General features: G+C 68.3%; 22 protein-coding genes. 16 read left to right on the top strand and 6 right to left on the bottom strand.

Annotation, left to right across the window (positions count from 1 at the left end):
- The first annotated feature begins 8 nt into the window (after positions 1–8).
- Positions 9–4,496, top strand: a complete 4,488-nt coding sequence (locus ACM6LU_RS14860; protein WP_414938243.1) for a HAMP domain-containing protein — start codon at positions 9–11, stop codon at positions 4,494–4,496.
- A 13-nt stretch (positions 4,497–4,509) separates the two neighbouring features.
- A complete protein-coding gene (locus ACM6LU_RS14855) occupies positions 4,510–6,882 on the top strand; it encodes a SpoIIE family protein phosphatase (protein WP_414938242.1) in 2,373 nt (790 codons plus the stop codon).
- Between the two features lie 31 nt (positions 6,883–6,913).
- Here the strand turns inward: ACM6LU_RS14855 and ACM6LU_RS14850 are convergent, their stop codons facing one another.
- Both ACM6LU_RS14850 and ACM6LU_RS14845 read right to left on the bottom strand, forming a co-directional pair.
- Positions 6,914–7,687 carry a DUF3152 domain-containing protein gene (locus ACM6LU_RS14850; RefSeq protein ID WP_414938576.1) on the bottom strand — a complete coding sequence of 258 codons (774 nt, stop codon included), beginning with the start codon at positions 7,685–7,687 and terminating at the stop codon, positions 6,914–6,916.
- Between the two features lie 271 nt (positions 7,688–7,958).
- A complete protein-coding gene (locus ACM6LU_RS14845) occupies positions 7,959–8,957 on the bottom strand; it encodes a polysaccharide deacetylase family protein (protein ID WP_414938241.1) in 999 nt (332 codons plus the stop codon).
- A 247-nt stretch (positions 8,958–9,204) separates the two neighbouring features.
- Between ACM6LU_RS14845 and ACM6LU_RS14840 the strand changes: the two genes are divergently transcribed.
- Positions 9,205–10,125 (top strand): hypothetical protein, encoded by a 921-nt coding sequence (locus ACM6LU_RS14840; RefSeq protein WP_414938240.1) that lies wholly within the window; start codon positions 9,205–9,207, stop codon positions 10,123–10,125.
- A 430-nt stretch (positions 10,126–10,555) separates the two neighbouring features.
- Here the strand turns inward: ACM6LU_RS14840 and ACM6LU_RS14835 are convergent, their stop codons facing one another.
- Positions 10,556–10,909 (bottom strand): WGxxGxxG family protein, encoded by a 354-nt coding sequence (locus ACM6LU_RS14835; protein WP_414938239.1) that lies wholly within the window; start codon positions 10,907–10,909, stop codon positions 10,556–10,558.
- 307 nt (positions 10,910–11,216) lie between these two features.
- Here ACM6LU_RS14835 and ACM6LU_RS14830 point away from each other — a divergent pair, with 307 nt between their 5' ends.
- The 3 genes from ACM6LU_RS14830 (at position 11,217) to ACM6LU_RS14820 (ending at position 12,842) form a co-directional block, all read left to right on the top strand.
- Entirely contained in the window at positions 11,217–11,531 is a 315-nt protein-coding gene (locus ACM6LU_RS14830) for a hypothetical protein (RefSeq protein WP_414938238.1), read from the top strand.
- Positions 11,532–11,820: 289 nt separating this feature from the next.
- Positions 11,821–12,174, top strand: coding sequence for a hypothetical protein (locus tag ACM6LU_RS14825; RefSeq protein WP_414938237.1), 354 nt, complete (start codon positions 11,821–11,823; stop codon positions 12,172–12,174).
- 317 nt (positions 12,175–12,491) lie between these two features.
- Complete coding sequence (locus ACM6LU_RS14820) at positions 12,492–12,842, top strand: hypothetical protein (RefSeq protein ID WP_414938219.1); 351 nt, start codon at positions 12,492–12,494, stop codon at positions 12,840–12,842.
- 576 nt (positions 12,843–13,418) lie between these two features.
- Here the strand turns inward: ACM6LU_RS14820 and ACM6LU_RS14815 are convergent.
- Complete coding sequence (locus ACM6LU_RS14815; RefSeq protein WP_414938236.1) at positions 13,419–13,889, bottom strand: hypothetical protein; 471 nt, start codon at positions 13,887–13,889, stop codon at positions 13,419–13,421.
- Positions 13,890–14,796: 907 nt separating this feature from the next.
- Between ACM6LU_RS14815 and ACM6LU_RS14810 the strand changes: the two genes are divergently transcribed.
- Complete coding sequence (locus ACM6LU_RS14810; RefSeq protein WP_414938235.1) at positions 14,797–15,510, top strand: hypothetical protein; 714 nt, start codon at positions 14,797–14,799, stop codon at positions 15,508–15,510.
- Positions 15,511–15,804: 294 nt separating this feature from the next.
- Here ACM6LU_RS14810 and ACM6LU_RS14805 read toward each other — a convergent pair whose 3' ends face one another.
- A complete protein-coding gene (locus ACM6LU_RS14805) occupies positions 15,805–16,176 on the bottom strand; it encodes a hypothetical protein (protein ID WP_414938234.1) in 372 nt (123 codons plus the stop codon).
- Positions 16,177–16,367: 191 nt separating this feature from the next.
- On the bottom strand, positions 16,368–16,727 hold the full coding sequence (locus tag ACM6LU_RS14800; protein ID WP_414938233.1) for a hypothetical protein: 360 nt from the start codon (positions 16,725–16,727) through the stop codon (positions 16,368–16,370).
- Between the two features lie 444 nt (positions 16,728–17,171).
- Here ACM6LU_RS14800 and ACM6LU_RS14795 point away from each other — a divergent pair, with 444 nt between their 5' ends.
- The 9 genes from ACM6LU_RS14795 to ACM6LU_RS14755 are packed head-to-tail and all read left to right on the top strand — an operon-like array spanning position 17,172 to position 26,984.
- On the top strand, positions 17,172–18,011 hold the full coding sequence (locus ACM6LU_RS14795; protein ID WP_414938232.1) for a hypothetical protein: 840 nt from the start codon (positions 17,172–17,174) through the stop codon (positions 18,009–18,011).
- Positions 18,008–18,979, top strand: coding sequence for a polysaccharide deacetylase family protein (locus ACM6LU_RS14790; protein ID WP_414938231.1), 972 nt, complete (start codon positions 18,008–18,010; stop codon positions 18,977–18,979). The genes ACM6LU_RS14795 and ACM6LU_RS14790 overlap by 4 nt, the downstream gene beginning before the upstream one ends.
- Positions 18,976–20,175 carry an O-antigen ligase family protein gene (locus ACM6LU_RS14785; RefSeq protein ID WP_414938230.1) on the top strand — a complete coding sequence of 400 codons (1,200 nt, stop codon included), beginning with the start codon at positions 18,976–18,978 and terminating at the stop codon, positions 20,173–20,175. Before ACM6LU_RS14790 ends, ACM6LU_RS14785 begins: the two co-directional genes overlap by 4 nt.
- Positions 20,150–21,220 (top strand): glycosyltransferase, encoded by a 1,071-nt coding sequence (locus tag ACM6LU_RS14780; protein ID WP_414938229.1) that lies wholly within the window; start codon positions 20,150–20,152, stop codon positions 21,218–21,220. The genes ACM6LU_RS14785 and ACM6LU_RS14780 overlap by 26 nt, the downstream gene beginning before the upstream one ends.
- Complete coding sequence (locus ACM6LU_RS14775; RefSeq protein WP_414938228.1) at positions 21,217–22,089, top strand: hypothetical protein; 873 nt, start codon at positions 21,217–21,219, stop codon at positions 22,087–22,089. Before ACM6LU_RS14780 ends, ACM6LU_RS14775 begins: the two co-directional genes overlap by 4 nt.
- The gene (locus tag ACM6LU_RS14770; protein ID WP_414938227.1) at positions 22,086–23,354 is read left to right on the top strand and encodes a glycosyltransferase 87 family protein; all 1,269 of its coding nucleotides are present in this window, start codon (positions 22,086–22,088) and stop codon (positions 23,352–23,354) included. Before ACM6LU_RS14775 ends, ACM6LU_RS14770 begins: the two co-directional genes overlap by 4 nt.
- A complete protein-coding gene (locus tag ACM6LU_RS14765) occupies positions 23,351–24,787 on the top strand; it encodes an oligosaccharide flippase family protein (protein WP_414938226.1) in 1,437 nt (478 codons plus the stop codon). The genes ACM6LU_RS14770 and ACM6LU_RS14765 overlap by 4 nt, the downstream gene beginning before the upstream one ends.
- Entirely contained in the window at positions 24,784–25,893 is a 1,110-nt protein-coding gene (locus tag ACM6LU_RS14760; protein WP_414938225.1) for a glycosyltransferase, read from the top strand. Before ACM6LU_RS14765 ends, ACM6LU_RS14760 begins: the two co-directional genes overlap by 4 nt.
- The gene (locus ACM6LU_RS14755; protein ID WP_414938224.1) at positions 25,890–26,984 is read left to right on the top strand and encodes a glycosyltransferase family 4 protein; all 1,095 of its coding nucleotides are present in this window, start codon (positions 25,890–25,892) and stop codon (positions 26,982–26,984) included. Before ACM6LU_RS14760 ends, ACM6LU_RS14755 begins: the two co-directional genes overlap by 4 nt.
- The last annotated feature ends 5 nt before the right edge of the window (positions 26,985–26,989 follow it).

The following is a 26,989-nucleotide window of genomic DNA, read 5'->3' as shown; positions in this document are numbered from 1 at the left end:
CTGCGACGATGAGTCGTGCCGGAGAAGAAGAGCTGCGCCAGCTCCTGGCCGGGCTGACTGCGGTCCGGGACGGGGACTTCGGCATCAGGTTGCCGGACGGTGCCGACGGTCTGCTGGGCGACATCGCCACCGTGTTCAACGGGATGGCGGACCAGTTGTCCCTGTTCACCTCGGAGGTCACCCGTGTCGCACGGGAGGTCGGCAGCGAGGGGCAACTCGGCGGCCAGGCGAAGGTTCCGGGGGTGTCCGGTACCTGGAAGGACCTCACCGACTCGGTGAACGCGATGGCGGGAAACCTCACCACCCAGGTGCGGGACATCGCCCAGGTGGCGACGGCGGTGGCACGGGGTGATCTGTCGCAGAAGATCGACGTCGACGCGCGCGGCGAGATCCTCGAACTCAAGGACACCGTGAACACCATGGTGGACCAGCTGTCCTCGTTCGCCGACGAGGTCACCCGCGTCGCCCGCGAGGTCGGCAGTGAGGGGCGGCTGGGCGGCCAGGCGGAGGTGCCGGGCGTCGGCGGTGTCTGGCGCGATCTCACCGACTCGGTGAACTTCATGGCGGGCAACCTCACCGACCAGGTCCGGAATGTGGCGCAGGTGACGACCGCGGTCGCCAAGGGCGATCTGTCGCAGAAGATCACGGTGGACGCGCGCGGGGAGATCCTCGAACTCAAGAACACCATCAACACGATGGTCGACCAGCTGTCCTCGTTCGCCGACGAGGTCACCCGCGTCGCCCGCGAAGTCGGCACCGAAGGACGACTCGGCGGCCAAGCCGACGTCAAGGGCGTCTCCGGCACCTGGCGAGACCTCACCGACTCCGTGAACTTCATGGCGGGCAACCTCACCGACCAGGTCCGCAACATCGCCCAGGTCGCCACCGCGGTCGCCAAGGGCGATCTGTCGCAGAAGATCAACGTGACGGCTCGTGGCGAGGTACTGGAACTCAAAGACACGCTGAACACCATGGTGGGCCAGCTATCCGCCTTCGCCGACGAAGTCACCCGCGTCGCCCGCGAAGTCGGCACCGAAGGACGACTCGGCGGCCAAGCCGACGTCAAGGGCGTCTCCGGCACCTGGCGAGACCTCACCGACTCCGTGAACTTCATGGCGGACAACCTGACGGCGCAGGTCCGCTCGATCGCCGAGGTCACCACCGCGGTGGCCCGCGGGGACCTGTCGCAGAAGATCCGGGTCGACGCGCGCGGCGAGATCCTGGAACTCAAGGACACCATCAACACGATGGTCGACCAGCTGTCCGCCTTCGCCGACGAGGTCACCCGCGTCGCCCGCGAGGTCGGCACCGAGGGAAACCTCGGCGGGCAGGCGACCGTCCGGGGTGTCTCGGGAACTTGGAAGGACCTGACCGACAACGTCAACGTGATGGCGTCCAACCTGACCGGTCAGGTGCGCTCGATCGCACAGGTCGCCACGGCGGTCGCGCGAGGTGACCTGTCCCGCAAGATCACCGTCGAGGCCAAGGGCGAGGTCGCGGCGCTGGCCGACGTCATCAACACGATGGTCGACACGCTCTCGGCCTTCGCGGACGAGGTCACCCGCGTGGCCCGCGAGGTCGGCACCGAGGGCATCCTCGGCGGACAGGCCCGCGTGCCGAACGTCGCGGGCACCTGGAAGGACCTCACCGACAACGTCAACTCGATGGCGAACAACCTCACCGGCCAGGTCCGCAACATCGCCCAGGTGACCACCGCCGTCGCACAGGGCGACCTGACCCGCAAGATCGACGTCGACGCGCGCGGCGAGATCCTCGAACTCAAGACCACCATCAACACGATGGTCGACCAGCTGTCCGCGTTCGCCGCCGAAGTCACCCGCGTCGCGCGCGAAGTCGGCAGTGAGGGACGGCTTGGTGGGCAGGCCGAAGTCGAAGGCGTTTCGGGCACCTGGAAACGCCTCACGGAGAACGTCAACGAACTCGCCGGGAACCTCACCCGGCAGGTCAGGGCGATCGCCAAGGTCACCAGCGCGGTCGCGGAAGGCGACCTCACCCGCTCGATCACCGTGGACGCCTCCGGCGAGGTCGCCGAACTCAAGGACAACATCAACTCGATGGTGGAGTCGCTGCGCGAGACCACGCGGGCGAACCAGGAGCAGGACTGGCTGAAGTCGAACCTGGCCACCATCACCGGCCTGATGCAGGGGCGCCGCGACCTCGCCGTGGTCGCGGCCGCGGTGATGGACGAGCTGGTCCCGTTGGTCGCCGCACAGTACGGCGCTTTCTATCTCGCCGACGAGACGACGGAAACGCCGGAACTGCGACTCGTCGGCGCCTACGGGCATCCCGACGCCGGCGAAGGCCCGGTGGTGCGCTTCCGGATCGGTCAATCACTGGTCGGACAGGCGGCACGCAGCCGTCGCCCGATCATGGTCGACGACGTCCCGGAGGACTATGTCGCCATCTCCTCCGGGCTGGGGAAGACAAGACCGGCGAACCTGATCGTTCTTCCGATCGTGGTGGAAGACCAGGTCCTCGGGGTGATCGAGCTGGCCTCGATCCACGGTTTCACCGCGGTGCACCGGGCCTTCCTCGAACTGCTGATGGAACAGATCGGCGTCAACGTCAACAGCATCGTCGCCAACGCGCGTACGGACGAACTGCTCGACGAATCGCAGCGACTGACCGCCGAACTCCAGACGCGTTCGGAGGAATTGCAGTCACAGCAAGAAGAACTGCAACGTTCCAACGCCGAGCTGGAAGAGAAGGCCGCGTTGCTGGCCACCCAGAACCGCGACATCGAGACGAAGAACCTCGAAATCGAGCAGGCCCGCCAAGAACTCGAGACCCGCGCCCACCAGCTGACGCTGGCGTCGAAGTACAAGTCGGAGTTCCTGGCCAACATGAGCCACGAACTCCGGACCCCGCTCAACAGCCTGTTGATCCTCGCGCAGCTCCTGGCCCAGAATCCGACCCGCAACCTCACCTCCAAGCAGGTGGAGTACGCGGGCATCATCCACTCGGCGGGTTCGGATCTGCTGCAGTTGATCAACGACATCCTCGACCTGTCCAAGGTCGAGGCGGGGAAGATGGACGTCACGCCGGAGCAGATCCCCTTGCGTCAACTGCTGGACTACGTCGAAGCGACCTTCCGGCCGATGACCTCGCAGCGTCATCTCGACTTCCGGATCGTCGTCGGCCAGGACTCCCCCGCCCAGGTGCTGACCGACGATTCCCGCCTCCGGCAAGTACTGCGGAATCTCCTCTCCAACGCCGTGAAGTTCACCAGCACGGGCGGGATCGAGCTGCACATCGCGCCGGTCGGGATCGAAGAGCTGCCTCCGTCCATGCGTACGAACGGGCCCGCGGTCGCCTTCCGGGTCGTCGACACGGGTATCGGGATCGCGGAACACCAGCTCGAATCGATCTTCGGCGCGTTCCAGCAGGCCGACGGCACCACCAGCCGCAAATACGGCGGAACCGGCCTCGGGTTGTCGATCAGCCGGGAGATCGCGCAGTTACTCGGTGGTCACCTCACCGCGGAGAGCACTCTCGGTGAGGGCAGTACGTTCACCTTCTATCTCCCGGTCGCTCGACCGGACTTCGCGGTGCGGCCTGCCCTCGATTCGGAATCGGCCGCCAAGGCGGTCGTTCGAGAACCGCCGCCCCGGACGCACCGGCGGTTGCTCGTGGTCGAAGGACGTCAACGCGGCTTGCTGACCCTCGTCGCCGAAAGCGCCGCCGGCGATCTGGCCGACAGCAGGGACTTCGGGGTGGTGACCGCCGACGTCGAGGTCGTGACCGCGGCAGGCACGGAGGAAGCGGCGGCCGCGCTCGCCACCGACGCCTACCACTGTGTCGTTCTCGACCTCGATCTGCGGGAAGGGACCTCCTTCACCTTCCTCGACGCCATGCAGGGCGACAGCGCGCTGCGGACGGTGCCGATCCTGGTCCACAACAGCAGACGTCTCGAGCAGGAACAAGAACAGCTTCTGCAGGCAAGAGCCGAGACCCTCTCGCTCGAAGTACTTTCCGGCCTGGACGAACTGCGCGAACGGATCGCTCTGCACCTTTCGGCGGAGGAGCCGGGGGCGGTACTACCGCTGGTCCCCCCAGGTGAGAAACCGGCGGCGGTTCATTCTCAGGACGTCGACATCACCCTCCACGGCCGCACCGTGCTGATCGTCGACGACGACCCACGCAACGTCTACGCCCTGACCGGAATCCTGGAACTGCACGGTCTGCAGGTGCTGCACGCCGAAGACGGCCGCAAGGGTGTCGAGCGGGTGGCCACGCATCCGGGCATCGACCTGGTCCTGATGGACATCATGATGCCCGAAATGGACGGTTACACGGCGACCGCGACGATTCGGGCGATGCCCGAGCACGCCCGGCTGCCGATCGTCGCCGTCACGGCGAAGGCGATGCCGGGAGACCGCGAGAAGAGCATCGCCTCTGGCGCGAACGACTACGTCACCAAACCCGTGGACACGGACGAGCTGATCGCCGTCCTCAAACGGCACCTGACGGTCTGAGCGGGGAGCGAGAATGTCGGTCGACGAAACCGGTCCGGTGCGCCCTGCCGACCTCGCCCCGAACCTGGAACGGTTGGCCGCCACGGTTGGCCGCCTTCGCGAAGAGGTCGATCACGCCCAGGCGGTCGCCGACGGCCGCGCCCTGATCGAACTCGCCAAGGGCGTGCTGATGGAGCGACTGCGCTGCGGCCCCGGCGAAGCCGCGCGGCAGCTCACGACCCTCGCCGAACGCGCCGGGGTGACCCGGCTGGAATTCGCCGCCGACGTCGTCGGCGACGCCGCCAAGGACCGGCTGAGCGAGGTCGCGGCGGAATTCCTGGCTCGTACGGACAAATCCGGCGGTGACGACTCGGTCGCCGTCCGTCTGCGCACGGCGGAAAGCGGCGTGCTGGCGGCCGACGATACCCAGCGGGCCGCCGAGGCGATCCTCGAGCACGCCCTGCGCCCCCTCGGGGCGACCGCGGTCGCGGTCTGGCTCGCGGGTCCGGACGGATCTCTCACCTTGGCGGGCTCGGCCGGATTCTCCGCCGAGGAGGCCACCCGCTGGCGCTACGTCCCTCCCGGAGTGTCGACCCCCGCGCAGGCGGGTCTCGCCGAACGCGAGCCGGTGTGGTTTCCGACGCTGTCCTCGTCCGGCCTGCCTTCGATCGGGCAGCACACCATGGGCGCCGGCACGCGGATCGCCATTCCGACCGGTACCGGCGGGCGGATCATCGGTGTCGTCGAAATGTGCTGGCCGGCGCAGGTGAGTCTCGAAGCCGACCGGATGCGACGGCAACTGGAGGCGCTGGCGGAGCTGTGCGCACACACCCTGGACAACGCCGACGGAACCGTCGCGGCCGCGTCCGTCCCTCCCTCGACGGGAGTGCTCGGCGAGCTGGTCGATTTCGTGGACGGCTTGCCCGACCCCACTGTCCTGCTCTCCCCCTGGGTGGACGATGGAGACCGGCTCAGCGACTTTCGGATCCATCACGTCAATCCCCGTTTCGTCGACCCGGGCGGACGACCGCGCGCCCGGCTCATCGGAGCCCGGTTGCTCGAGATGTATCCGCTCGCGGCCGAGAAAAGCGGTCTGCTGGACACGATCCACCGGGTCTACGCGACGGGAGAGCCGTTCCGCGACCAGAACATGACGATCACCACCTCCGTTGACCAGGTGCCACTGCCGGTACTCGCCGACGTCAACATCAGCAGGCTCGCGGACACGGTCCTGCTCGGCCTGCGCCTGCAGGACGATGCCGCGAAGCTGGGCATGCTGTTGCAGCACGCCCAGCGGCTCGGCCGAATCGGTGGCTTCGAAGAGAACCCGGTGACCGGAGCCGTGCTTTGGAACTCGGAACTGTTCGCCCTCTACGGACTGCCTTCCACGGCGTCCCCGCTGCCACTGGCCCTGCTCGCCGACTACGCGCACCCTGATGATTCGGCCTCGATCGGGCGGTTCCTCCGCACCCTGCTGCACCACCGGCGATCCGCGTCGACCGCGTTCCGGCTCCAGCGCTCCGATGGCGTCTCCCGCTACATCCGGGTCGTCGCCGAGCCCGTCGTCGACAGCCGGGGAGACCTTCTCGGCATCCGCGGTGCCTATCAGGACGTCTCCGCCCAGCACTGGGCCGAAGTCGCCCTCGCAGCCACCCGCGACCGGCTGGCCGCCACCGAACAGCAAGCGATCGAACACAACCGCCTCACCCTGCAGCTGCAGCATGCGATCATGCCGCCCGCACGAGATCCGCTGGACGTCGCCGGAATACGGACGGCTGTCCGGTACCGGCCCGCCGAAAAGGAGAACCTCGTCGGTGGCGACTGGTACGACGCCGTCGCCTTGCCCGGCGGTGAGATCCTGCTCTGCGTCGGCGACATCGCCGGACACGGCATCGACGCGGCCACCGGCATGGTCAACCTGCGCAACGCCTTGCGCGGCCTCGCCGCCACCGGCGCCGGGCCCGCCCAGCTGCTCACCTGGCTCAATCTCGTCGCCTACAACCTCACCAACCACGTCACCGCCACCGCCGTCGCCGCCCTCTACAACCCCGCGACCAGGATCCTGCGCTGGGCACGCGCAGGCCATCTCCCGCCTATCCTCCGGCGCCAGGGACGGACCACGACGCTTCCGCTCATCAAGGGCGCCTTGCTCGGAGCCGTTCCCGAGGTGACCTATCAGGAAGAACAGCTACATCTCGACAATGGCGACGTCCTGCTCCTCTACACCGACGGCCTGATCGAACGCCGCGACCGGCCGGTGCAGGACTCGATCGCCCACCTGGTCGGCCTCGTGGACGAGCACAACGGCACCCTGGAGCAGCAGCTCGACGCTCTGCTCACCTACAGCACCGCCGACACCGACGACGACACCTGTGTCGTAGCGATCGAAGTCACCGAAGCGTCCTGATCCGTCGAGCCGGGGTCGCCCTTCCGGAGGCTCATCGCGTCGTCGTGACCCACGGATTGGGGCGGCAGACCGCTCCGTCCGGGCGGACCTTCGCCGCCGCCAGCGGCTCAGCGCGATTGAGATCCGCTACGTAGCTGTTGGACAGCCCGAAGGTCTGCTGCATCATCACCGGCGCCACCGCTCCGGCGGCGGGACAGCCGACATGCCCGTGCCCGAGGGCATGCCCCACCTCGTGGTTGATCGCGTACCGGTGATAGTCCAGAAGATCTCGCTCGAACGAATGGGCGCCACGAACCCAGCGAGCGAGGTTGACGACGACCCTGTGATCGCGGGTGAGGTAGCAAGACGAGTCGTAGGGAATTTCGAACCCGCAGAGGTCAGGGCGGCGACTCGTGGTGTGGCTGGTGAGACTGATCCGGAACGACGGGGAGGTGCCCGGATCATCGATCCGCCGGAGCGACACGTCGTCGAGCCCGATCCACCCCCGCGGGTCCGCGAGGATCGTCTCCACTTCCGGGGCGAACGAGGGGAACTCCACCCCGTCCTCGATCTCGACGGTGTAGGTCAGTTGCCGCGCCCCGGCGCCTGCCACCGGATCACTGACGCTGGGTAGCACCCGCCAAGTTCCCGCGCCGGCCGGTGTGAAGGGAGCGCCATCCGGCAACGCGGCGGACTCTGGCGGGTGGGCGGCCGGCTGCGTGGCTGTCGGCTGCGTGGCTGTCGGCTGAGGCGCCGTCGGCTGAGTGGCTGTCGGTTGTGGCGACGGCCACGGATCAGGGAGACCCGGGGCGACTCGAGTCTCCATGGCGAAGGGCGCCACGAAAAGCGCCAACGAAAGCACCAGTGCGAGGAGGATGGCGATCAACGGCCACCACGTCCGGTCAGCCTCCGAAGCCTTCCATGGCACGCGAGTCTTCTCCGGACAACTCGCGGTCGTCTCCTGGCTACGGGCGGGCAGCCGGTGTTTCGGAGGCGACGCCGGTTCGGGGCTCGCGGGAACCGGCGGCTTGTTCAGGGGAGCGCGGGGCTGTGGCAGCCAATCGACGAGGCCGCCGTCGCGTCGCACGTGTGGGGGCTCAGTAGGCAAGGCTCACGCTCGCGCACGCTGGTGCGGGGTCGACGCCGGATCGGGGATACGACACCGTCTCCGGGTCACCGTCCGAAGTGTACCGATGCCCGGCGGGTGAACCGAGCTCGTCGAGCCAATGAGCCGAACCGTATTCCGCTTCCTCGCCGGGTCCCTGAGAGCGGATCCGAGGGATCGCCGCGGGTTCGAACAGGGAGGAACACGGAGACGGCGCGGGCCCGGCACCCACGAGCAGCGCGCCGCGGTAGGTGTAGCCCGGCCCTTGGAGCGCCAGCTCTTCTCGCCGCGGCTGGGCACCGTACGGCAGCGCGAGCGTGCTGGGTGCGTAGCCGGGCACCGCGCGCCTGATCAGGACGTCTCCCTCGGCGATCGCCGCTGTCGCCGAGGCTTCGTCCGCGCGGCGCAGGTTCGTATGCCGCGCGGTGTGGTTGCCGATCTCGAAGTGATGGTCGGACAGCCACCGCAAAGCACGATCATCACCGCCGAAGGGTTGTTCGTTGACATACAGGCTGGCGACCGGCCGGAACCGGGGATGTTTGGCCGCGACGTCCAACAGGATCCGTACGGCGGTCCCCGGCGCCGGGGACCCTTCCGGCGTGAGGGCGAACACGCTCGGGTCGCCGTCGTCGAAGGTCAGCACGACCGGGTGCGCACCGGCGGGCAGATCGAGCCGCCTGCTCACCAGATCGGCCGTCGTGACCGGGACGTAGTCCTCGGCGGCCAGCCGTTCCAGCTCCGCCGCGAACTCGGCGGGAGTGCGGTCATAGACCGATCGGGGTTTGGCGACGAGCCGGTGGTACATCAGGATCGGTACCCGGCCGAGCTCGTCGGCGGCCACCTGACGCGCGAACGCCGCTGTGACGCGTGCCGGGGCGACGGCGGGAACGGTTCCCAGTTCCGGCGACGGGGAAGCCGCCGGCCCCGGGGCCCCGCATGCCGTCACGAGGACGGCGGCGATCCCTGCGCCGAGCCGGAGAAGGAAGGACATTCCGGAAGTGTCCTGCCAGAACCAGCCGCGGGCACACCGATCCACCGAGTCGGGTGAGTGCGAACTTTGGTGCCCTCGCGTGAAAAACAACGTATCCGCAGCTAGGGACGCCTGCCCGGAAATCGTCTCCGGCACGATGTGGTGATCGTCGGGAACCGCGTTTGCCCGAAGATCACCACGGGTATTTCATTGCACTGGTACCGAAAACATGAGCACCCGTCGTGCGCGCAGCCTTGAAGGAGACCGGATGCCCAACCACAGCCGCCGCTTCGTACTCACTGTCGGACTGGCGGGACTGGCGGCGAGCGCGTGCGGCACGCCCCCGCGAGACAGCGCCGCCGCCGCGCCGATGCCCGCCGCCCCGGTCGCGGCACCGGCGGTCGCCCCACCGCCCGCCGACCCACTCGCGACGAATCTGCTGGTCGGGTTCTGCGGGGCACCCGGCGCAAAGGCCCTCGGACGAATGACAGGTGACCTCACCGCCGCGAGTCGCGAGCTTCGGAAACAGATCGGGACCTTCCCGCCTGGGCGACCGGTCACGCCGGTCGTCGAGTTGATCGCCACCACTGTGCACCGGTCGCCCGGCACGGACGGCATGTACCGCAGCCGGTGCTCCGACGAGACCGTGCGGGAATACCTCGATGCGGCGCGGGCGCTGAACGGCCTGCTGCTGCTGGACATCCAGCCGGGCCGGGCGGACTTCCTGCCCGAGGTGCAAGCCTATGAGCACTGGTTGAAGGAGCCCGACGTCGGTGTCGCGCTCGATCCCGAGTGGGCTGTCGAGCCGGGTGTCATCCCCGGGAAGAAGTTCGGACGCACCACCGGTACCGAACTCGACGAGGTCGCCCGCTATCTCGGCGAGCTGGCACAGCGTCACCGACTGCCCGCCAAAGTCATGATCTACCACCAAGTGGCCTCTTCGGTGGTGCGCGACGAGGAACTCCTGAGCCCTCACCCGGGTGTCTCCGTAGTGAAGGTGGTGGACGGGATCGGCTCCGCCGCGGCGAAGAAGGCGACCTGGAGGACGCTCATGCCGAGCAAGCCCGGCCACGTGCGGTCCGGTTTCAAACTCTTCTTCGACGAGGACACCCGCCGAGGTGCAGCCTTGATGACCCCGGCCGAGGTCATCGCCCTGACACCGACCCCGGCTTACGTCCTTTACGAATAGCACGGCATTTTTGCCGTCCTATCTGTCGCGCTTCGCCCTTTCCGCGCAGATGGCTTCGTACCGTGCGGTGCAGCTTTGTCCTCCAGCCGCAGCCTAACTGTTCTCGACGCGAGATCTTCGCGCGGACAATTACTGAAAGTCATACTCGCACTCAGGCCTCTCACTCTTTCGTGGCTCATAGCGGCCAAATTCACCAAGAGCGACACATGACTCAACCCTCCGCACTTCACTTGTTCGTGTTGTTTACACCCTGGACTCAGCAGGTGACAATGAAAGTTGCCGCCTGTTTCGGCGGTCGGAAACACGGCCCCGCAGCATCAGCACACGGCAAGAGGTGCGACTGACATCGAACATGCGAACGTCCGACGCGAGTCGCGTCGGACGTTCGCCGAAGAAGACGAGAACCGGTCGATACCGGCCGTCGACGTGGTCAGACCCCCGGAGGTTGACGCCGCGGGTCGGCGGGCGGGTAGGTGTTGACGGGCGGAGCATCGGCGCCCGCGTCCGGATACCCGGTCATCGCTCCGGGTTTCGGGCCTCGCCGGGCGAGGCCGGCGAGGCCGAGCAGACCCACCAAGCCGAGCAGACCCCACAGCCCGTTGTCGCCTTCACCGGCATCGGTTCGTTCGTCGCGCGTGCTTTCGTTTCCGTCGTTGTCGACCTGTTGTGACACTGGTGCCGCAGGCCCCGGCGCACCTGTCGCCGTTGCCGGGACGGCGCCCGTCAGCAGGACGGCGGCGGACGCCGCGCAGGCGCAGGTCGCTACTTGTAATGCCCTTTTCATTTCTGTCCTCTTTCGAATCGGGGATGGATGACCGCTCGACCTTGGCATACCCGCACTGAACGAGTTCACACTCGACGTCACGTGAACGTGTCGGCATTACGCTCGCCTGCCCCGGATTTCGCTCCGACTTTCCTCTCACTAGTATGGCGATCGGTTCAAACAGGAGCCGTGGAAGTACGGGCCGTGTCCACAAGTCCTCCACTCGCCGTCCTTCCTTGTTCGCGCAGCTGCGCATCCTTCAGCGAGCAACATGGTCCGCATCTCGTGGGCTGGGGGGAAATTGAACAGTAGTCAAGTAGTCGCGCCCTTGGGCGCGGCTTTCACGTCGCGCCTGGTCTGCACCGCCGGAGACCGGCTCATCCATCCGGCGGACAGTCACAACGACCTCGCTCGCATCGTCGTGCGCTGGGCTCGCACCTGGGTTCCCGAGACCTGGCCCGCGCGTCGGTACTTCAGTTCGCTGGGCATCGGCGAAGACGAAAACCCTTGCTATACCGACAAGGACGTCGCCGGCTGGCTACTCATGCAGCCCCAGCCGGGCTCGCTCGCCTGGCGCGTGCGTTCGGGAGAGATCGACGTCGCCACGGCACTCACGGCAGAGGCGGAGGCCTGGCCCGGATAACGAACAAAGGAAACAAGCAGCCCGGCTTCGACCGCCTCCCGGCGAAGCCGGGCTACTTGTCGTTCCCGGGATCTTGTTGCCGAGACAGAACACCGTGCACACGCCGGACAAAGACTGACCCGCAACCCGATCGGACCACTGATCACGCGGTCAGCGGACTGCCGGAGCCACACGATGGTGGAACGGCGTGGAAGGGACGGACGATCGTCAGTACGTTTCCTCACACTGGACGGGAACACACCTTCACTGCCGTCCCGGACGACGTATTCGTCGATATCGAGGAGAATTTATGCTGAAGAAAATCGGTTTCGTCGTGGCCACCATGGCCGCCGGAGCGATCGTGAGTGGCGGCATCGCGTCCGCCGACACCCCGGACTGGGGCCACTACGGCGGCTACGACCACAGCGGCCAGGTGGGCTTGGTCAACGCGAACAACATCGACCTGCTGCACAACGTCAACGCCGTGGTGGGTGTGTGTGGCAACGATGTGAACGTGCTCGGCGTCCAGGTGCCGATCCGTGACTCGCTGAACGGCATTGGTGTGCCGATCCTTTCGCCGGGTGCGCACGAGGCCAGTGGCGAGTCCCCCTACAACTGCGCCGCCGGTGGCATCGTCGACGGTGGCACGTCGCAGGGCAACTAGTAGCTCCCTGCCGAAGCCGTCCGCCGTGGTGCGCGGACGGCTGAGGCAAGGGGTCCGGCGAGACGCATCGAGATCGTGAAGCGTGCGCGGAAGACGATGAAGAGATGCACACTCCGCTTCGTCTTCCGGGCACGTCGCGACGCGAAGCGACGCTGGCACGGGTGGGGCCGGTCATCCTGCCCAGGAGTTGACCGGCCCCACCCGGCGTGAACGCACCATGATCAACGTTCCCGGGCACGGCGAGCCGGAGTTCCTTCGCCCGGGCCTTTTTCTTCACCGGATCTGTGTCCGGCTGGGGTTTGTCTGAGGAGTTTTCTGTGATCAAGCAGCTTGGTTTCGTGGCTACCGCTGTGGCGGCTGGGATGGCGATCGTGGGTGGGTCCGCGTCGGCGGCGAATGTGTCGGTGGCGGGTCACCCGGTGGACCACAATGAGCAGATCGGTCTGGCGAACGTGCAGAACCTGGACGTGGTCCACAATCTCAATGTGGTCGGCGGGGTGTGTGACAACAACGTCAACGTGCTCGGTGTCCAGGTCCCGGTTCGTGACGTCGCCGAGGGTATCGCTATTCCGGTCTTGTCTCCTGGTGAGACCGAGGCCGAGGGTGCCACTCCGGACAACTGTGCCGGTGGCGGCATCGTCGACGGCGGGACCGTCCAAGAAAACTGATCGATCCCGTTAGCAGCCGCCGCGTGGAAGCCCCTCCACGCGGCGGCTTCTTTATGCGACAAAACTTGATGCCCCTTGAGGCACCGATACTCCGCCGTGCTCCGGTGCATGCCTTCGAACCGGGTGAAGTGGGCCAACCCGACGCCGGCTTCTGGGCGCCCGACATGACCCAGCTTCCGGACGGTACCTTTCTGCTCTACTTCTCCGCGGCCGTCGGTCACGGTGGAAATGGGCATCGGTACCGCATCGGCGGCCAAGGCCGAAGGCCCCTGCACCCCAGAGTTTCGTGACACCGACGGGACACGGTATCTGCTCTACAAATCCGTTGGCGCCGACACCTCGGCGGCAAGGTCGACGCACCCGGCGGTGCCGACGTCGTGGACGGCCACATCTTTTCCACGGCCGGCTCGGCGGCGGCCGCACGGCACGAGGTCTCTACGAACTTCCTCTCAGCTTCCCCAACGACGTTCCCCAGCTCGCGTGATCGACGAGACACCAGCGGACGACGAAGGCCCGGTGCGGGGGAAAGTCCCGCACCGGGCCTTCGCCGGGCGCCCCGTCCGGGGTCCGGTCGCTCTAAGCGACCGGGACGGTCAGCCCGCCAAGGAGATCGTTCACCAGCACCGACAAGCTGAGCAGCAGTCGCTGTAGCAGTGCGTTGAGCAAGCTTGCCACCGACGGCAGTCCCTGCCGGGACTCCAAGTCCGTCGCCAATTCGTCGACGCCCTGTTTCGCCGTCGTGTTGTCCTGCCGAGCCGTGGCGGCACCGTCCTTCGCCTCCGCCTGGATCATGTACCGCTCGCCCTGAGCGAGATCGGTGAGCACCGGGGCGAGCTTGGCGAGAGTGGCCTGCGTACCTGTCACATCGCCGTTGTCCGCGCGCGACACCAAGGCTTCGCGCATCGACTGCACTTCCGCCGCCACGCTGGTGGTGCTGGACGACCCACTACCACCGGGTCCACCGGCCGCGGCGACACCCGCACCTGTCAACGTCAAGGACGCCGCGGTGACGAATACGGCCAGCGCCCGCGTCAGTTGACTTCTCATGTCGCACTCCTCTGGATTCCCGCTGTCGACCGGATCATGGTGAACCTTCTACCCGAATAACGCGAACGCACGCCATCCGATCGGCCTCGACCTCAATTTCACACCGTGTACACCCGGGGCAGAACCGGCGAAACAAACGTGAAGTTCGGTTGAAACATTTCGGCACATCCGGACCTGGACGAACACTCTGGGTGCCCATGGCACCCGGTCGAGGCCGTAAGAGCAACACCTTGGCTGACTTTTCGCTTACCGCTCGGCACAAAGCGCAGTGCAAGCACTCCACCTGTCACACTTGACGTTCACTCATCGGCGCCGTTTGATCAACTCCGCACAGGGGTAATCAAATACTTTCGCCGCCGCCGAAAAGACACTCTTGAGAACGGCCTGGCTGCGAGAAAGTTCTTATGCCGACGACACATGGCCAATGTCGGAGATGGCTGAAAAGTCCGACCCCTCGGCGCTGGGACCTGACACAAGGCGGCCGGACGGAATTCAGCGGGGAGAGCATCCCGGCATGGGCGTGCCGGGACGCTCTTCCTCAAGCGCCGGCCACTGTGTCGCGAGGGCCATGACGGCGCGGCGCTTCTCCCTTTCGTGTCGACCGGCCCTCTTGCCGGAAGGCCAACAAGGAATTTTCCCTTCGCAGCACACTTCCAGGATTCGGTCGATGCACGACGTTTCCCACACCGGGACAACGAAAAGCGCTCCGACTCGTACCGCAGTTGGGTCACGCCACCCTGGAAAAGACACCTGACGAAGGTACCGAACGGGTGCGATGCCTCGTCCGATCTTTTCCTCATGTTAGATCCGGGTAATGTCCTTGAGCGGGCGGACTTCCTGCCCGGAGTCGATTCTCGTGACTCAATTCGTGTGAGGTATTACCAGCTCGGAAAGGATCACAACAATCATGACTGAATTGCGTCGGTTGGCGCTCGCGGCCGCGGCCGTCATCCCGCTTTCCCTCTTCTCCGCCGGCATCGCGTCTGCCGACCTCGGCGGTGGCCCCGGCACGGTCGGTATCACCAAGAGTTCCGCGACCTACGCGGGTATCGGTGGTGCCGGAACGATCGACAGCGCTTCGGCTGTCGATCACCACGGAAACTGGTGGACAAAGGAAAGCGCTGTTTTGGCCGGCCCCATGGGTGCCGCGGTGGTGCACAACGAGGAGTCCGAGTTCGACACGAACAACCACCACTGGGTTCATGACGACAAACCCGGCCGTCCGACTCACAGCCATGGAAAGCGACCCATCGCTCATACCCACAGCGACGGATACTCGTCCACACGTCGCCCCGTGAAGGTTCACCCTGTCCGGAACACCCACCACGACCACGTCGCCTACACCGAGTCCACCAAGACGGCGGACTCGACCGGCGCGACGTCGTCGCACGTCGTCAGCCACGCCAGCGACAATCACGCGGCCTACCAGGCCAGCGACCTCTCGGCAGGTCCTGACGGTGCCGCATCCGAGGGCGTCAAGGCTGTCGCGAAGCCCGAGGTCGCCGGCTATCACAAGTGGTACACCGCAGCCGGTGAGGACGGCGCCATCACGCACGAGGTGACCGCGGTCGCCGACGCGGACGAGTGGTACGACGACCACCACACGCTCGACCGTCGATGAGCAGCGTGGGCCGGGCCGCCATGGCGGTCCGGCCCACCTCGACGAGAGCGTCTTGTCAGCCGGGGATGTCGCGGGGATCGTTGCCGTAGGAGTGGCGTTCGCCGATCGTTTCCGTCCTGTTTGCGGACGAGGTGCTCCACCTGTCGCTCCCGGGCCATCTCACGCCCCTTGGCGACCCTGCACGTCGTGCTCCTTCCGGATCCCCTTCGCGTCGAGTTCATCACCCACGCCACCGGTGTGCCACCGAAGCCGAATCCGAACCTAGCCGAAGCTCGGCTGGCAGGCGGGCGCCGGTCAGGACACGAAATCCGGCAAGGTAATCCCGGTCTCGGCGAACATGCAGGCGGCGGTTCCACCGTCGGCCGCTCCGCCGGACAGAGTCCATTCGAGTCGCACGGCATAGTGCTCGGCCAGGAGCCGAGCGTCCTCCAGGACGTTCTCCACGAGGGAAGCGATGTCCTCGTCACTGCGCTCGATACCCAGGTTCGTGCCCCGAAGACTCCACTCGGCACTCCACAGAAGGCGTGCGCCCGCCTTGTTCGCGTCGCGACGCAACTCGATGTCGATGACACGCTCGAGTTTCGGCGTCGCACGGGGCACCGGCCGGTGCGCCGCTCGCAGAGCAGCGAGTTCGCGGGCGCGCTGCTGTTCTCGGGATTCGCTCACCCTTGCTCTATCGGCAGGTCGAACCCCTCGGAAAAGTCCTGTCAGTCGTTGGGGACCAAGATCGACCCGCAAGAGGCCGCTACCTGTCGCGCGCACGGCAATGTGCCCGGTACAGAGGGACAGTTCCCTCCGTACCGGGCACATCACACTGGTGAATCGTCGGTTCCCGTGCACCCAACGGGTACCTGGACTCAGTTGTGCTGGTTCGTCCCACCGTCGAGCACGCTGCCGGCGGCGCAGTTGTAGGGGGACTCGCCGCTGGCCTCGTGCGCACCCGGCGAAAGGATCGGCACACCGATGCCGTTGAGCGTGTCGCGGATCGGCACCTGGACGCCGAGCACGTTCACGTTGTTGTCGCACAAGCCGACCACGGCGTTGACGTTGTGCAGCACGTCGATGTTGTTCAGGTTGGCCAGGCCGACCTGCTCACTCACGTCGTGCGTGGGGTGACCGTGGCCTTCTTCGTCCGGGGTTCCGGCGGACGCGATGCCGCCCGTCAGGAACGCTCCGGCCGCCATCGCGGCGGTGACGAAGCCAATCTTCTTCAGCATGAGTACCTCTCGAATCGGAATAGTGACGGCGAGGCGTCAAATGAAAGTGCGCCTCTGTGCCGCGGGAGCAAACGTACAGGGGTGGGACGATCTGTTCGACGCCGTTCGCATCATCGTGTGGTGCTGCAAGGCGTCTGACCGAGGTTCTTGTAGTCCGAAAGGGTATTACCCGCGTTTGCCGACCTGGGCTTGTCCGGCTTGAAATCGACCGGAGTTCCAGTCCGCGGGGCCGGACGGTCACGGCCAGTATTTGACTGATGATCAACTATCGCCGCGACACCCTTTTGTGCCGTCGGCTCCACCGTCGATTATTTCCCTGCGTGACGAATCCGCCGATCTGTCCTTCGAACGTGGCCTTTCCGCTCCGCCTCTACGCTTTCGAAAAACCAGCGTGACGAGGTCGCTTGCCGGCCCGGTCCGCGTCGTGGGTCAGAGGAGCCGTTCGTGGTCGCTTACGGGATACTCATCGCTTCCGCCGCCCTGTATGCGATGGGGATCGTCGCTCAGAGTGTCGCCGCCCGGCGGGCCGGACACCGAAGCGGCGCGGGGCTGGGTCTGCTCGCCCGCCTGGCCTCGGATCCCTTGTACCTATTGGGATTCGGCGGCCAGGTCAGCGGTTTCGCACTCGCCTTCTTCGCCCGTGAGTCGCTGCCGCTGTACCTGGTCCAGACCGCGTCGTCCTCGGCGATCGGCCTGGCCACCGTGTTCGGGATCGTGGTCCTGCGGTGGCGGATACAGAACACCGAGGCGTCGATGCTGGTGCTGATGGCGATCGGGCTCGTCGCCCTCGCCGGTTCCTCGGAACCGTCGGTCGCCGCGGATCTTTCCCCCGCCACAGTCCTGATCCTGACGGGCACCCTGCTGGGGGTCGGGATCGCCATGACGCGGGTGCCCCGAACCACTACGTTTTCCCTCCCCGCCGTTCTTTCCGGGGTGGCGTTCGCCGTCGTGGCGATCACGAGCCGCACCCTTGCCCATCTGGATTTCGCTTCACTGCCTCGAAATCCGCTGACCTGGCTGATGCTGGCCGCCGCCGTGCTCGGCCAGGCCTCGATGGCGCTCGCCCTGCAGCGCGGCCTGGCCACCGCGGTGGTCGCCACCGCCGATGCGACGACGATCGTGTTGTCCTCCGTCACCGGCATCACGGTGCTCGGTGACCAGGTCGCCGACGGAACCGAACCTTGGGTCGCTTTCGGCCTCATCGCGGTCGTAATCGGAGTCCTGGTGCTCGGCTCCCGATCACGGACCACCACCTCGGTCGAAGCGGTGGAGAAAGTCGCATGAGGACGCGACCGCTGGCAAGCGTGTCGGTCGATCTCGACAACCTGTGGGCCTATCTCAAAACCCATGGTGATCCCGGCTGGCGCCGGTATCCCAGTTTCCTCCCCTCGGCCGTGCCCCGGCTGCTGGAAGTCCTCGGTGAGCAGCGACTGACGACCACGGTGTTCGCGGTCGGAGCCGATGTCGTCCGTGAAGACGGCGCCAAGGCGGTCAACGAGATCGCCGCGGCAGGGCACGAAGTCGGCAACCACTCCTTCGGCCACGAGCCCTGGCTGCACCGGTATTCCCGTGACCGCCTCGAGAACGAGCTACGCCGGACCGAGGACGCGATCGTCGAGGCAGGCGCGCCGACCCCCATCGGCTTTCGTGGTCCCGGTTTCAGCGTCACCCGCGAGCTCGTCGAAGTCCTGGCGGATCGGGGCTACGCCTACGATGCCAGCACACTGCCTACCTGGATCGGACCGCTGGCCCGGGCCTACCACAACCGCACCGCTCCCCCGGCGGCCCGCGACGACGGACGCGGTGAACTGTTCGGCGGCTTCTCGCGAGTGCTGGCACCGGTGCACGCCTACCGCTGGCGGACGACCGAGGGCAGCGCTCTCGTGGAACTGCCGGTGACGACGATGCCCTTGCTGCGCACGCCGATCCACGGGTCGTACCTCCTCCAACTCCACGGCGTCTCCCCGAGGCTGGCGCGCGCGTACTTCAAGACGGCACTTCGGCTTTGCCTCGCCCGCGGGGTCGCGCCATCGCTGCTGCTGCACCCCACCGACGTCCTCGGTGGCACCGAAGCCCCCGGCATGGAGTTCTTTCCTGGTATGGCCACGCCCGGGGCCGGGAAGGTCGCTTGGCTGGGCTGGGTGCTGGAAACGCTGCGCGAGCACTTCGACGTCGTCGGCACCGGTGAGTACGTCCGCCGGGCCGACCCGCGGCGGGAGCGCGCGGTGACGCGACTGGACGCCGGACGATGACACTGCGGGTTCTCGCGTACGCCACGGTGGGTCTGGCGCCGGTCGAGGGTTACCTGGCGGCCGTGAACCCCCACCTCGGCAAGGTCGCGCCCGCGCTGCTGATCGCCGTCTGGCTGGTGGTCCGTGTCCGGCAGCGACAGCTTCCCCGGCCGACGCCGCTGCACGCGGTGCTGGCACTTCTCGCCGTGATGGTGGCGGCGACCGCCGCGATCCATTCGCCCGGTGCGTTCACCGCCGAATACACCCTGCGCTGGTTGCCGTTCCTCGTGATCACCGCGGTACTCGCGGACGTCGCCTGCCGCGAGGTCCCGATCCGTGGACTGCTGCTGGCCATGGCCACGGGGGCCACCGCGGCCGGGATCGGCGCGCTGTACAGCCTGATCATCGGCGGAGAGGCGCGGGCCGGCGGCCCGCAGACCGATCCGAACGATCTGGCCTACTTTCTCGTCGCCGCGATTCCCTTGCTGTTTTTGGCGGGCAAGGCTTCACGTCAGCGCGTCGCCGCCGCCATCGGCGGCGCCGTACTGGTGGCGGGAGCGATGGCCACGTTCTCCCGTGGCGGTGCGCTGGGGCTGACCGCGGCGGTCGGCTGGCTGGCCGCGCGCCGGGTACTGCCGTGGCGCGCCCTCGCCGCCACCGCCTCGGTGGTCGCGTTGCTGGGACTCGCGACGCTGCAGTTCGCCGGGCCGCAGATCGAGCGAGCGGTACAGGAGAAGAGCTTCATCGCAGCATCCAATGTGGACACCCGGGAACTGCGCTGGCAGGCCGCGGCCAGGATGGTCGCCGAAGAGCCGGTCTGGGGCGTGGGACCCGGTGGTTTCCGCGAGGCGTACGCCGCCGAGTCGCACAACGCGGAGATCGACGAGCAGACGCCGGTGGCGCACAACATGTACCTCGAGGTGGCCGCGGAACTGGGCCTGCCGGGGTTCACGCTGTTCGCGTCGGTGATCGGTATCGCCGGGGTGGCGAGCGAACGGACGATCCGGCTGAGGGCCTTGTCGAGCCCCGGCCGGACCGAAGCCATCGCGATCCAGGCGTCGTTGCTGGCCGTGCTGGTCGCCTCGACGTTCCTGTCCGAGCAGTACTACCTGCCGTTGTGGTCGTTGGCCGCGCTCGCCGTCGCGGCCGAAATCCGAGCTCGCCGAGAAGATCGGGAGAGGAGTAGTGCCGATGCGTGTTCTGCACGTGATCAGTGAGATGGGCGCCGGCGGGGCCGAAACCCTCGTGGCGGGCATGGTGGCTCGCGGCGAGGAGTACGGCTGGACGTCCGCCGTCGCCAGCGGCGGTGGATTCCGCGCCGACATGTTGGCCGACGACGGCGTGCGGACCTTTCCCGTACCGCTCGCCCTCCGCAGCAGGATGGGCGCGCTGCGGGCCGCGTGGGCGGTGCGCCGGGCGATCGCCGACTTCCGCCCGGACGCCGTGCTGTCCCACAACGTCGGTGCGAGCCTGGTCGCCAGGCTCGCGCTGATGCCAGGACGAAGGCCGCCGTTGGTGACCGTCTTCCACGGTGTCGCCGACCACGACTTCCCCACGGCCGCGCGGATCGTGCGACGCACGTCCGACCACGTCATCGCCGTCTCCCCCGCCACCGCCGACCAGCTGATCGAGGCGGGTCTGAGCGACCTGACCGTGATCCGCAACGCGGTGTTCGCCCAGCGGCCGGTGTTCGGCCGCGCGAAGGTCCGCGCGGCGTTCGGGGTCGCGGACGACACACCGGTCGCGCTCTGCCTCGCCCGGCTGGAGCCCCAGAAGCGCCACGACGTACTCCTGGACGCCTGGGCCCGGCTCGAAGGCGAGGCTGTGTTGTGGCTGGCCGGCGACGGGAGCCTTCGCGCGGAACTCGAGGCGCGCAGCGAGTCGCTGAACGGACGGGTCCGGTTCCTCGGCACCCGCAAAGACGTGCCCGATCTACTCGCGGCGGCCGACGTGATGGTGCTGAGCAGCGATTGGGAAGGGCTCCCGCTGGCGGTGCTCGAAGCGATGGCGGCCGGATGCCCGGTCGTCGCGACCGACGTCGGCGGCGTCCGTGACGTGCTGTCCGGCGGGGCCGGACTGGTGGTGCCGCCCGGCGACCCGGCGGCCATCGCGAAAGCGTTGGACCTGCTGCTTGGCGACCGGTCCGCACGGGCCCACGTGGCCTCCGAGGGGCTGCGCACCGTCCAACGGGAGTACGACGCGCACACCGTGATGAAGGCCTACGACGAACTGCTTCGGACCATGATCGAAGGTGGCCGGTGAAGAACCCGGCGGCGCGGACCGCCGTCATCAGCTGCGCCGCGGCGGTCGTGATCGGCTTGCTCGTCCTGACCGTGGGTCTGACCCGGGGCGAGCAGTATCAGGGCCGGGTGAGCTTGCTGGCCGAACCCGCCACCCAGGCGGAGGGCACGGCCGCGCAGTACGGCGAGGTCGTCTCGCTGGCGTTGCCCGCGTTGGTCGAACTCGCCCGCAGCCCGTCGGTCTTGCAGACAGCGGCCCCGGTTTCCGGCTTCTCACCCGAAGAACTCGGGCGCCAGGTATCGGTGGAGCTGGTGCCGGCGTCCGGACTGGCGCGCCTGTCCGTGCGGACGTCGTCGGCGGAGCGTGCGGGGGCGACCGCGTCAGCGCTGGGCAAGGCGATGATCGACGCGAACCTGCTGGCCCCGGCGGGTCGGTTGCGGTTGCTGGACTCCCGGGCCGATGTGGCCGCGATCGCCCCGGACGTCCGTTTGGTGGCAGGGCTGTCCCTGATCGCCGCGGTGGCGGCCGGGCTCGCGACGGCGGCGATCCGACGGCTGACGCCGGGGAAACTCCGGGGTGAGGCGGGGTCGGTGCGCCGGTCGCTGGCCGCGGCGGGACTTCACCGCCCGGTGGCGGTGCTGCGCGGAGATGACCCGGAAACCACCGATCGGCTGGCCGTCCTCGGGCTCGCGGCCGGTTCTCCGCTGCGCGTGGTACCGGTCGCCCCGGAGTTCACCGAAGCGGCGGCCAAGCTGGCGGCCTCGCTTTCGGTCGGCGACGGAACCGGCACCGCGGTGGTGGCGGTGACCGGACGGCGGTTCGACGAGCTGGCCGAGGCCGCCGGTGTGCTGCCGTCCGACGCCGTTCTCGTGGCGGTGGTGCTGGCGTGAGCGCGAGACATCGCGTCGTCGTGTCCGTCGGCATCGTCGTCGGTTTGCTGAGTGCCTGGCACGCCCTCGCGCCGTCTTGGCAGGTACCGCTGCCCGACGAGGCGAACCTGGCCGAGGAACGGCTGCAGGACTTCCGCGACGCGCTGTATTTCCCGATCCGGGAGTTCCTCGCGGGCGGCAATCCCTACGACCCGGCCGCGATGTTCGCGCACTGGCCGGTGCGGCAGGACTTCAATCTCTATCAGCCGTATCACCTGCTGGTGCACCTGCCGTTCGCGCTGCCCGGCTACCGGGTGGGCGCGGTGGCCTTCACGGTGCTCGGCGCGCTGCTGCTGGTCGCGCTCGCGGCGATGGCCGCGCACGCGGTCCGGCGGATCGTGCCCGTCCCGGTCCTGGTCACCACCGTGGTGATCGCCGCGTTGCTGGTGACGAGCCAGGTCGGCAAGGCACAGCTCTACGTCGGCCAGGTCAACCCGCTGATCGCGCTCGGCGCGGCGGGGGCACTGCTCGCCCGGCGGGATCGGCCGGGCTGGGCCGCGGTGGCTCTCGCCCTCGCGTGGCTGAAACCGCAGTACGGCTTTCCACTGGCGATCCTGTTGTACGCCAGGGGGTCGCGGAGGGTAGCGCTGGCCGGAACCGCGGTGGCGGCGGCCGCGAGCCTGCCGGTCGTGGCGCTGCTGGTGATCCGGGGCGGCGGGATCAGCGCCTTCTTCGACGTCGTCGTCGCGAACCTCACCCACGCCCGTGGCACCGACTACGGCGCCGTCGATTCTCCGACGGCGCAGCGGGTCGACGTCGCGGCCGTCCTGTTCCGCGTCACCGGCTGGGTTCCGTCCGGTGTCGAACTGACCGTCCTGGCCGGTGTGCTCGTCACGAGCGTCCTGCTCGTACGGCGGCTGGACCGGGCGGGCTCCCTTCCCGTCGCGGATCTGCTCACTTGCCTCGCCGTCGTCGTCTGCGTGGTGCATCAGCCCGGTGACATCCTGCTCGCCGTGCCCGCGATGGCGGCGGTGGCCGCGCTGTGGTGGCGTAACCGGGCCGAGCCGGGATGGGGTGCGGCCGGATTCGCGGTTCTCGCCTTGGCGGTGCCCTTCGCGCATCTGTACATAGTGGACTCGACGGTGGTTTCGGTGCTCGGCGCGCGGGCGGCCGTCACGGTCGACGGCGTCGCCGTCGTCGCCGCGTGGTGCCTGCTCGTCTTCGCCGCCGTCCGGCTGACCGGAGTGCGCGTCGCCCGGCCGGTCGTGGCCGGGAGCGGCGGATGACCGGCGATCTCGGCACGCGGGCGGTACGGGGCTCGCTCTGGCTCGGCGCGGTCAACCTGGTCAGCAAGAGCAGCCAGATGCTGGTCACCCTGGTGCTGGCGGCGTTGCTGACCGAGGGCCAGCTCGGCGTGGTGGCGCTCGCGGTGTCGCTGGTCAACCTCGGCCAGGTGGTGCAGTCGGTCGGCGTCTACGACGTGATCGGCCGCACCGAACAGGACCCGCGCAGGATGGCGGGGACCGTGCTGACGATGAGCGTGGGCGCGGGGGTGGTCCTGGCCATCGTCCTCGCCGCCGCGGCGGAGCCGATCACCGCGCTGCTCGGCGCCCCGGACGCCGCCGGACTGGTTCGGCTGGCCGCACTCGGACTGCCGTTCTCGGCCGCGGGCGGAGTGCAGATGGGGTTGATGCACCGGGAGCTGGACTTCCGCCGCCGTCTGCTGCCCGACGGCGGCAGCGCGATCCTGGGCGCGGGGGTGACGGTCGTGCTCGCCGTCGGCGGCGTCGGCCCCGCCTCCCTGGTGATCGGTCTCGTCAGCACCGCGGTCGTCCAGCCGCTGCTCGGTGCGCTGGCAGGCGGTGGCGTGCGACCGCATTGGGACACCGCGGCCGCGGGTGAAGCCCTGCGCTGGGCCGCCGTCGTCGGGCCGGCCGCGGTCGTGGGAGCACTGCTGGTCAACCTCGACTACCTGGCGGTCGGGCACCGGCTCGGACCGGACGCGGTCGGCGTCTACTCGCTGGCCTACCGGCTGGCCTGGGTGCCGTACATCATGGTGGCGGTCGTCTTGGGCGCGGTGGCTTTTCCGGTGTTCACGCGATTGTGTCGTGAACACCGCACGCTGACGGAGACACTCACGCGCTTCACCCGCGCCGTGCTCGTGCTCACCGGCGGCCTGTACCTCGCGCTCGCCGTCCTGGCCGACCGTGTCGTGCTGCTGGGCGCGCGCTGGGCCGACGCGGCGGGTCCGCTGGCACTGCTGGCGGGATACGGCCTGGGGATCTGCCTGCTGCAGATCTGGTACCAGGCGGTGAAAGCGACCGGGCACGCGCGGCGGTACCTGGCCCTGGAATGCACTCATCTGCTGCTGCTAGCGGCGGGGCTGGTGCTGCTGACCCAGCTCGGGATCACCGCCGTCGCCGCCGTCCAGTTCGGTGCGGCCTTGCTGGTCGTGCCGATCGCCTGGCGCGTGCTGGCCGGCCTTGGCGTGGCACCACCGGCGCGTGAACTGGCCGGGATCTTCGCGCGGGTGCTGGGTGCGTGCGCCGTCGGTGCGCTACCCGCCGTTCTTCTGGCACACACAGGATTCTTCGGGCCTGCGGACTCGTTGTCGGGCGCTCTCTGCGAAGGCACCGTCCTCGTCGCCGGATACGCCGGTGCGACGCTCGTGCTGCACCGCGGCGAGCTGGCCGAACTGCGGCGAGGGGCCCTGCGGTGAAGATCGTGCACGTCTCGCAGCCGGTGTCGGCGGGAGTCGCCGTGGTCGTACTGGAACTCGCGGCGGCACAGCGGGACCGGGGCTGGTCGGTGACCGTGGTGTGCCCGCCTGCCGGCTGGCTGGCCACGACCGCCCGCCGCCTCGGGATCGAGGTGCGCGGCTGGCAAGCGACTCGCTCCCCCGGTCCCGGTGTGATCACGGAAACCGTGCGACTGCACCGGCTACTGGCCGACTTGCGGCCGGACGTCGTGCATCTGCACAGCTCGAAGGCAGGCCTGGCCGGGCGCTTGGCGCTGCGCGGTGGCCGTCCGACGGTGTTCCAGCCACACCTGTGGTCCTTCGAAACCGCACGCGGCCCGCTGCGGTGGGCGTCGGCCGCGTGGGAGCGGTTCGCGTCCCGGTGGACCGACCTCGTCGTATGCGTGAGTGACGACGAACTCGCCGTCGGTCGGGACGCGGGCATCACCGCCGACGCGGAAGTCGTCTGCAACGGCGTCGACACGACGAAGTTCGCCCCGGGAGACCGGACCGCGGCGCGTCGGCGGCTCGGCTTGCCCGAACACGCGCCGATCGCCGTCTGCCTCGGCAGGCTGGCCGAACTCAAAGGGCAGGACCAGCTCCTGTCCGCTTGGCCGGAGGTCCTGCGGCGCCTGCCGAACGCGAAGCTCGTTCTCGCCGGTGACGGGCCGATGGGCGACGTGTGGCGTGAACGTCATCCGGTCGCGGCGCACCTTTCGGTGCGATGGCCGGGCCATACCGACGACTCGGCCGCGTTCTACACGGCCGCCGACGTCGTGGTGCTCCCGTCGCGGGCCGAAGGCATGGCGCTCGTTCCCCTGGAGGCCATGGCGTGTGCCCGGTCGGTGGTCGCGTTCGACGTCGGCGGGATGCGGCAAAGCATCGCCGACGCGGGAGCCGTGCTGCCACCGGGTGATCTCGGCCTGCTCGCCGACGCGGTCGCGAACCGGCTCGCCGATCCCTGTCTGGCCCGGAGCGAAGGCGAACGGGGACGCCGTCGCGCGGAACTGTCCTTCGACCGGCGCCGGATGACCGACCAACTCGCCGTCCTCGTCGACAAACTCACCTCCACGGAGCGAATTCAGTGAAGCGCATCGCCTACCTGCTGACTCAGGACCGGGGCGGTCCGGTGGACGTCACCGTGCGTCTCGCCACGACCCTGCTCGACGAGGGGGTCGACGTCCGTGTCTTCGGTCCTGTCCCGGCACGAGGTGCCGAGCTGCTCAAGGACCGCCACGAGTACCTCCTCGTGGCGGGCAAACAGAGCCTCTCGGCCGCAGGCCGTGCGCGAGCGGTGATCCGGGACTGGCGGCCGGACGTCGTGCATGCCCAGGACCGGCGGGCGGGGCTGGTGATCGCGGGCCTTCGCGTCGGCCGCGGTGCGCGTCCCGCGCTCGTCCAGACCTACCACGGCGTCCCGGACGACGTGACCGAACCGTGGTTCCGTGACGCACCCGGCGCCGCCGGGCCGTCCGCGTACACACGGGCGGTTCTGGCGGGGGATGCCGTGGTCGCCCGGATGCTGGACACCACGATCGTGCCCGCCGAAGCGATGGGCCGGTTCCTGCGCCGACGGCTCCGGGCACCCGCAGGACGCCTGACGCACATCGACAACTGCGTTGGACTGGTGAAGCCGAGTCCGCCGGAAGGGCCGGTCCGTCACCTGGTCTTCGTAGGGCTCTTGGTGGAACGCAAAGGAATCCTCGACCTGCTCGCCGCGCTCGCGGCGCTCGGCGTCTTTCCTCGCGATGCCCGGCTGACCGTGGTGGGTGACGGCCCGCAACGGGCCGAAGCCGAACAGGCCGCGCAGGCCCCTCCCCTACGCGGGCGCGTGACCTTCTTGGGCTTCCGGCCGGATGTCCCCGCTCTGGTGGCGAGCGCGGACGCTCTGGTGCTGCCCTCCACGATGGAACAACAACCCCTGGTGGTGGCGGAGGCGATGGCCGCCGGAAAGCCCGTCATAGCCACCGATACCGGCGGTGTCTCCGACATGCTGGGACCGGGCCACCTGGTGCCGCCGGGCGACATCCGGGCACTGGCCGCACGTTTGCGCGCGCTGTTCGCCGATCCGGCTCCGGCCCGGACCGGGGTCCTGCTCGCCGCGCGAGCCCGGCGGCGGTTCGCCCCGGAGGTGTGCGCGCGGCGTCACCTCGACCTCTACGAGTCGCTACTGCCCTGAGTCGC

The organism is Amycolatopsis sp. cmx-11-51, assembly GCF_047608665.1.
In the GTDB taxonomy this organism is placed as follows: Bacteria; Actinomycetota; Actinomycetes; order Mycobacteriales; family Pseudonocardiaceae; genus Amycolatopsis.
The sequence above is the reverse complement of the archived record's forward strand: the minus strand, read 5'-3'. Positions and strand labels throughout refer to the sequence as shown.

Coding starts and splice junctions, on each gene's coding strand:
- ACM6LU_RS14860 (WP_414938243.1), top strand. CDS start 9: ATGAGTCGTGCCGGAGAAGAAGAGCTGCGCCAGCTCCTGGCCGGGCTG.
- ACM6LU_RS14855 (WP_414938242.1), top strand. CDS start 4,510: ATGTCGGTCGACGAAACCGGTCCGGTGCGCCCTGCCGACCTCGCCCCG.
- ACM6LU_RS14850 (WP_414938576.1), bottom strand. CDS start 7,687: ATGGAGACTCGAGTCGCCCCGGGTCTCCCTGATCCGTGGCCGTCGCCA.
- ACM6LU_RS14845 (WP_414938241.1), bottom strand. CDS start 8,957: ATGTCCTTCCTTCTCCGGCTCGGCGCAGGGATCGCCGCCGTCCTCGTG.
- ACM6LU_RS14840 (WP_414938240.1), top strand. CDS start 9,205: ATGCCCAACCACAGCCGCCGCTTCGTACTCACTGTCGGACTGGCGGGA.
- ACM6LU_RS14835 (WP_414938239.1), bottom strand. CDS start 10,909: ATGAAAAGGGCATTACAAGTAGCGACCTGCGCCTGCGCGGCGTCCGCC.
- ACM6LU_RS14825 (WP_414938237.1), top strand. CDS start 11,821: ATGCTGAAGAAAATCGGTTTCGTCGTGGCCACCATGGCCGCCGGAGCG.
- ACM6LU_RS14815 (WP_414938236.1), bottom strand. CDS start 13,889: ATGAGAAGTCAACTGACGCGGGCGCTGGCCGTATTCGTCACCGCGGCG.
- ACM6LU_RS14810 (WP_414938235.1), top strand. CDS start 14,797: ATGACTGAATTGCGTCGGTTGGCGCTCGCGGCCGCGGCCGTCATCCCG.
- ACM6LU_RS14800 (WP_414938233.1), bottom strand. CDS start 16,727: ATGCTGAAGAAGATTGGCTTCGTCACCGCCGCGATGGCGGCCGGAGCG.
- ACM6LU_RS14790 (WP_414938231.1), top strand. CDS start 18,008: ATGAGGACGCGACCGCTGGCAAGCGTGTCGGTCGATCTCGACAACCTG.
- ACM6LU_RS14785 (WP_414938230.1), top strand. CDS start 18,976: ATGACACTGCGGGTTCTCGCGTACGCCACGGTGGGTCTGGCGCCGGTC.
- ACM6LU_RS14780 (WP_414938229.1), top strand. CDS start 20,150: ATGCGTGTTCTGCACGTGATCAGTGAGATGGGCGCCGGCGGGGCCGAA.
- ACM6LU_RS14765 (WP_414938226.1), top strand. CDS start 23,351: ATGACCGGCGATCTCGGCACGCGGGCGGTACGGGGCTCGCTCTGGCTC.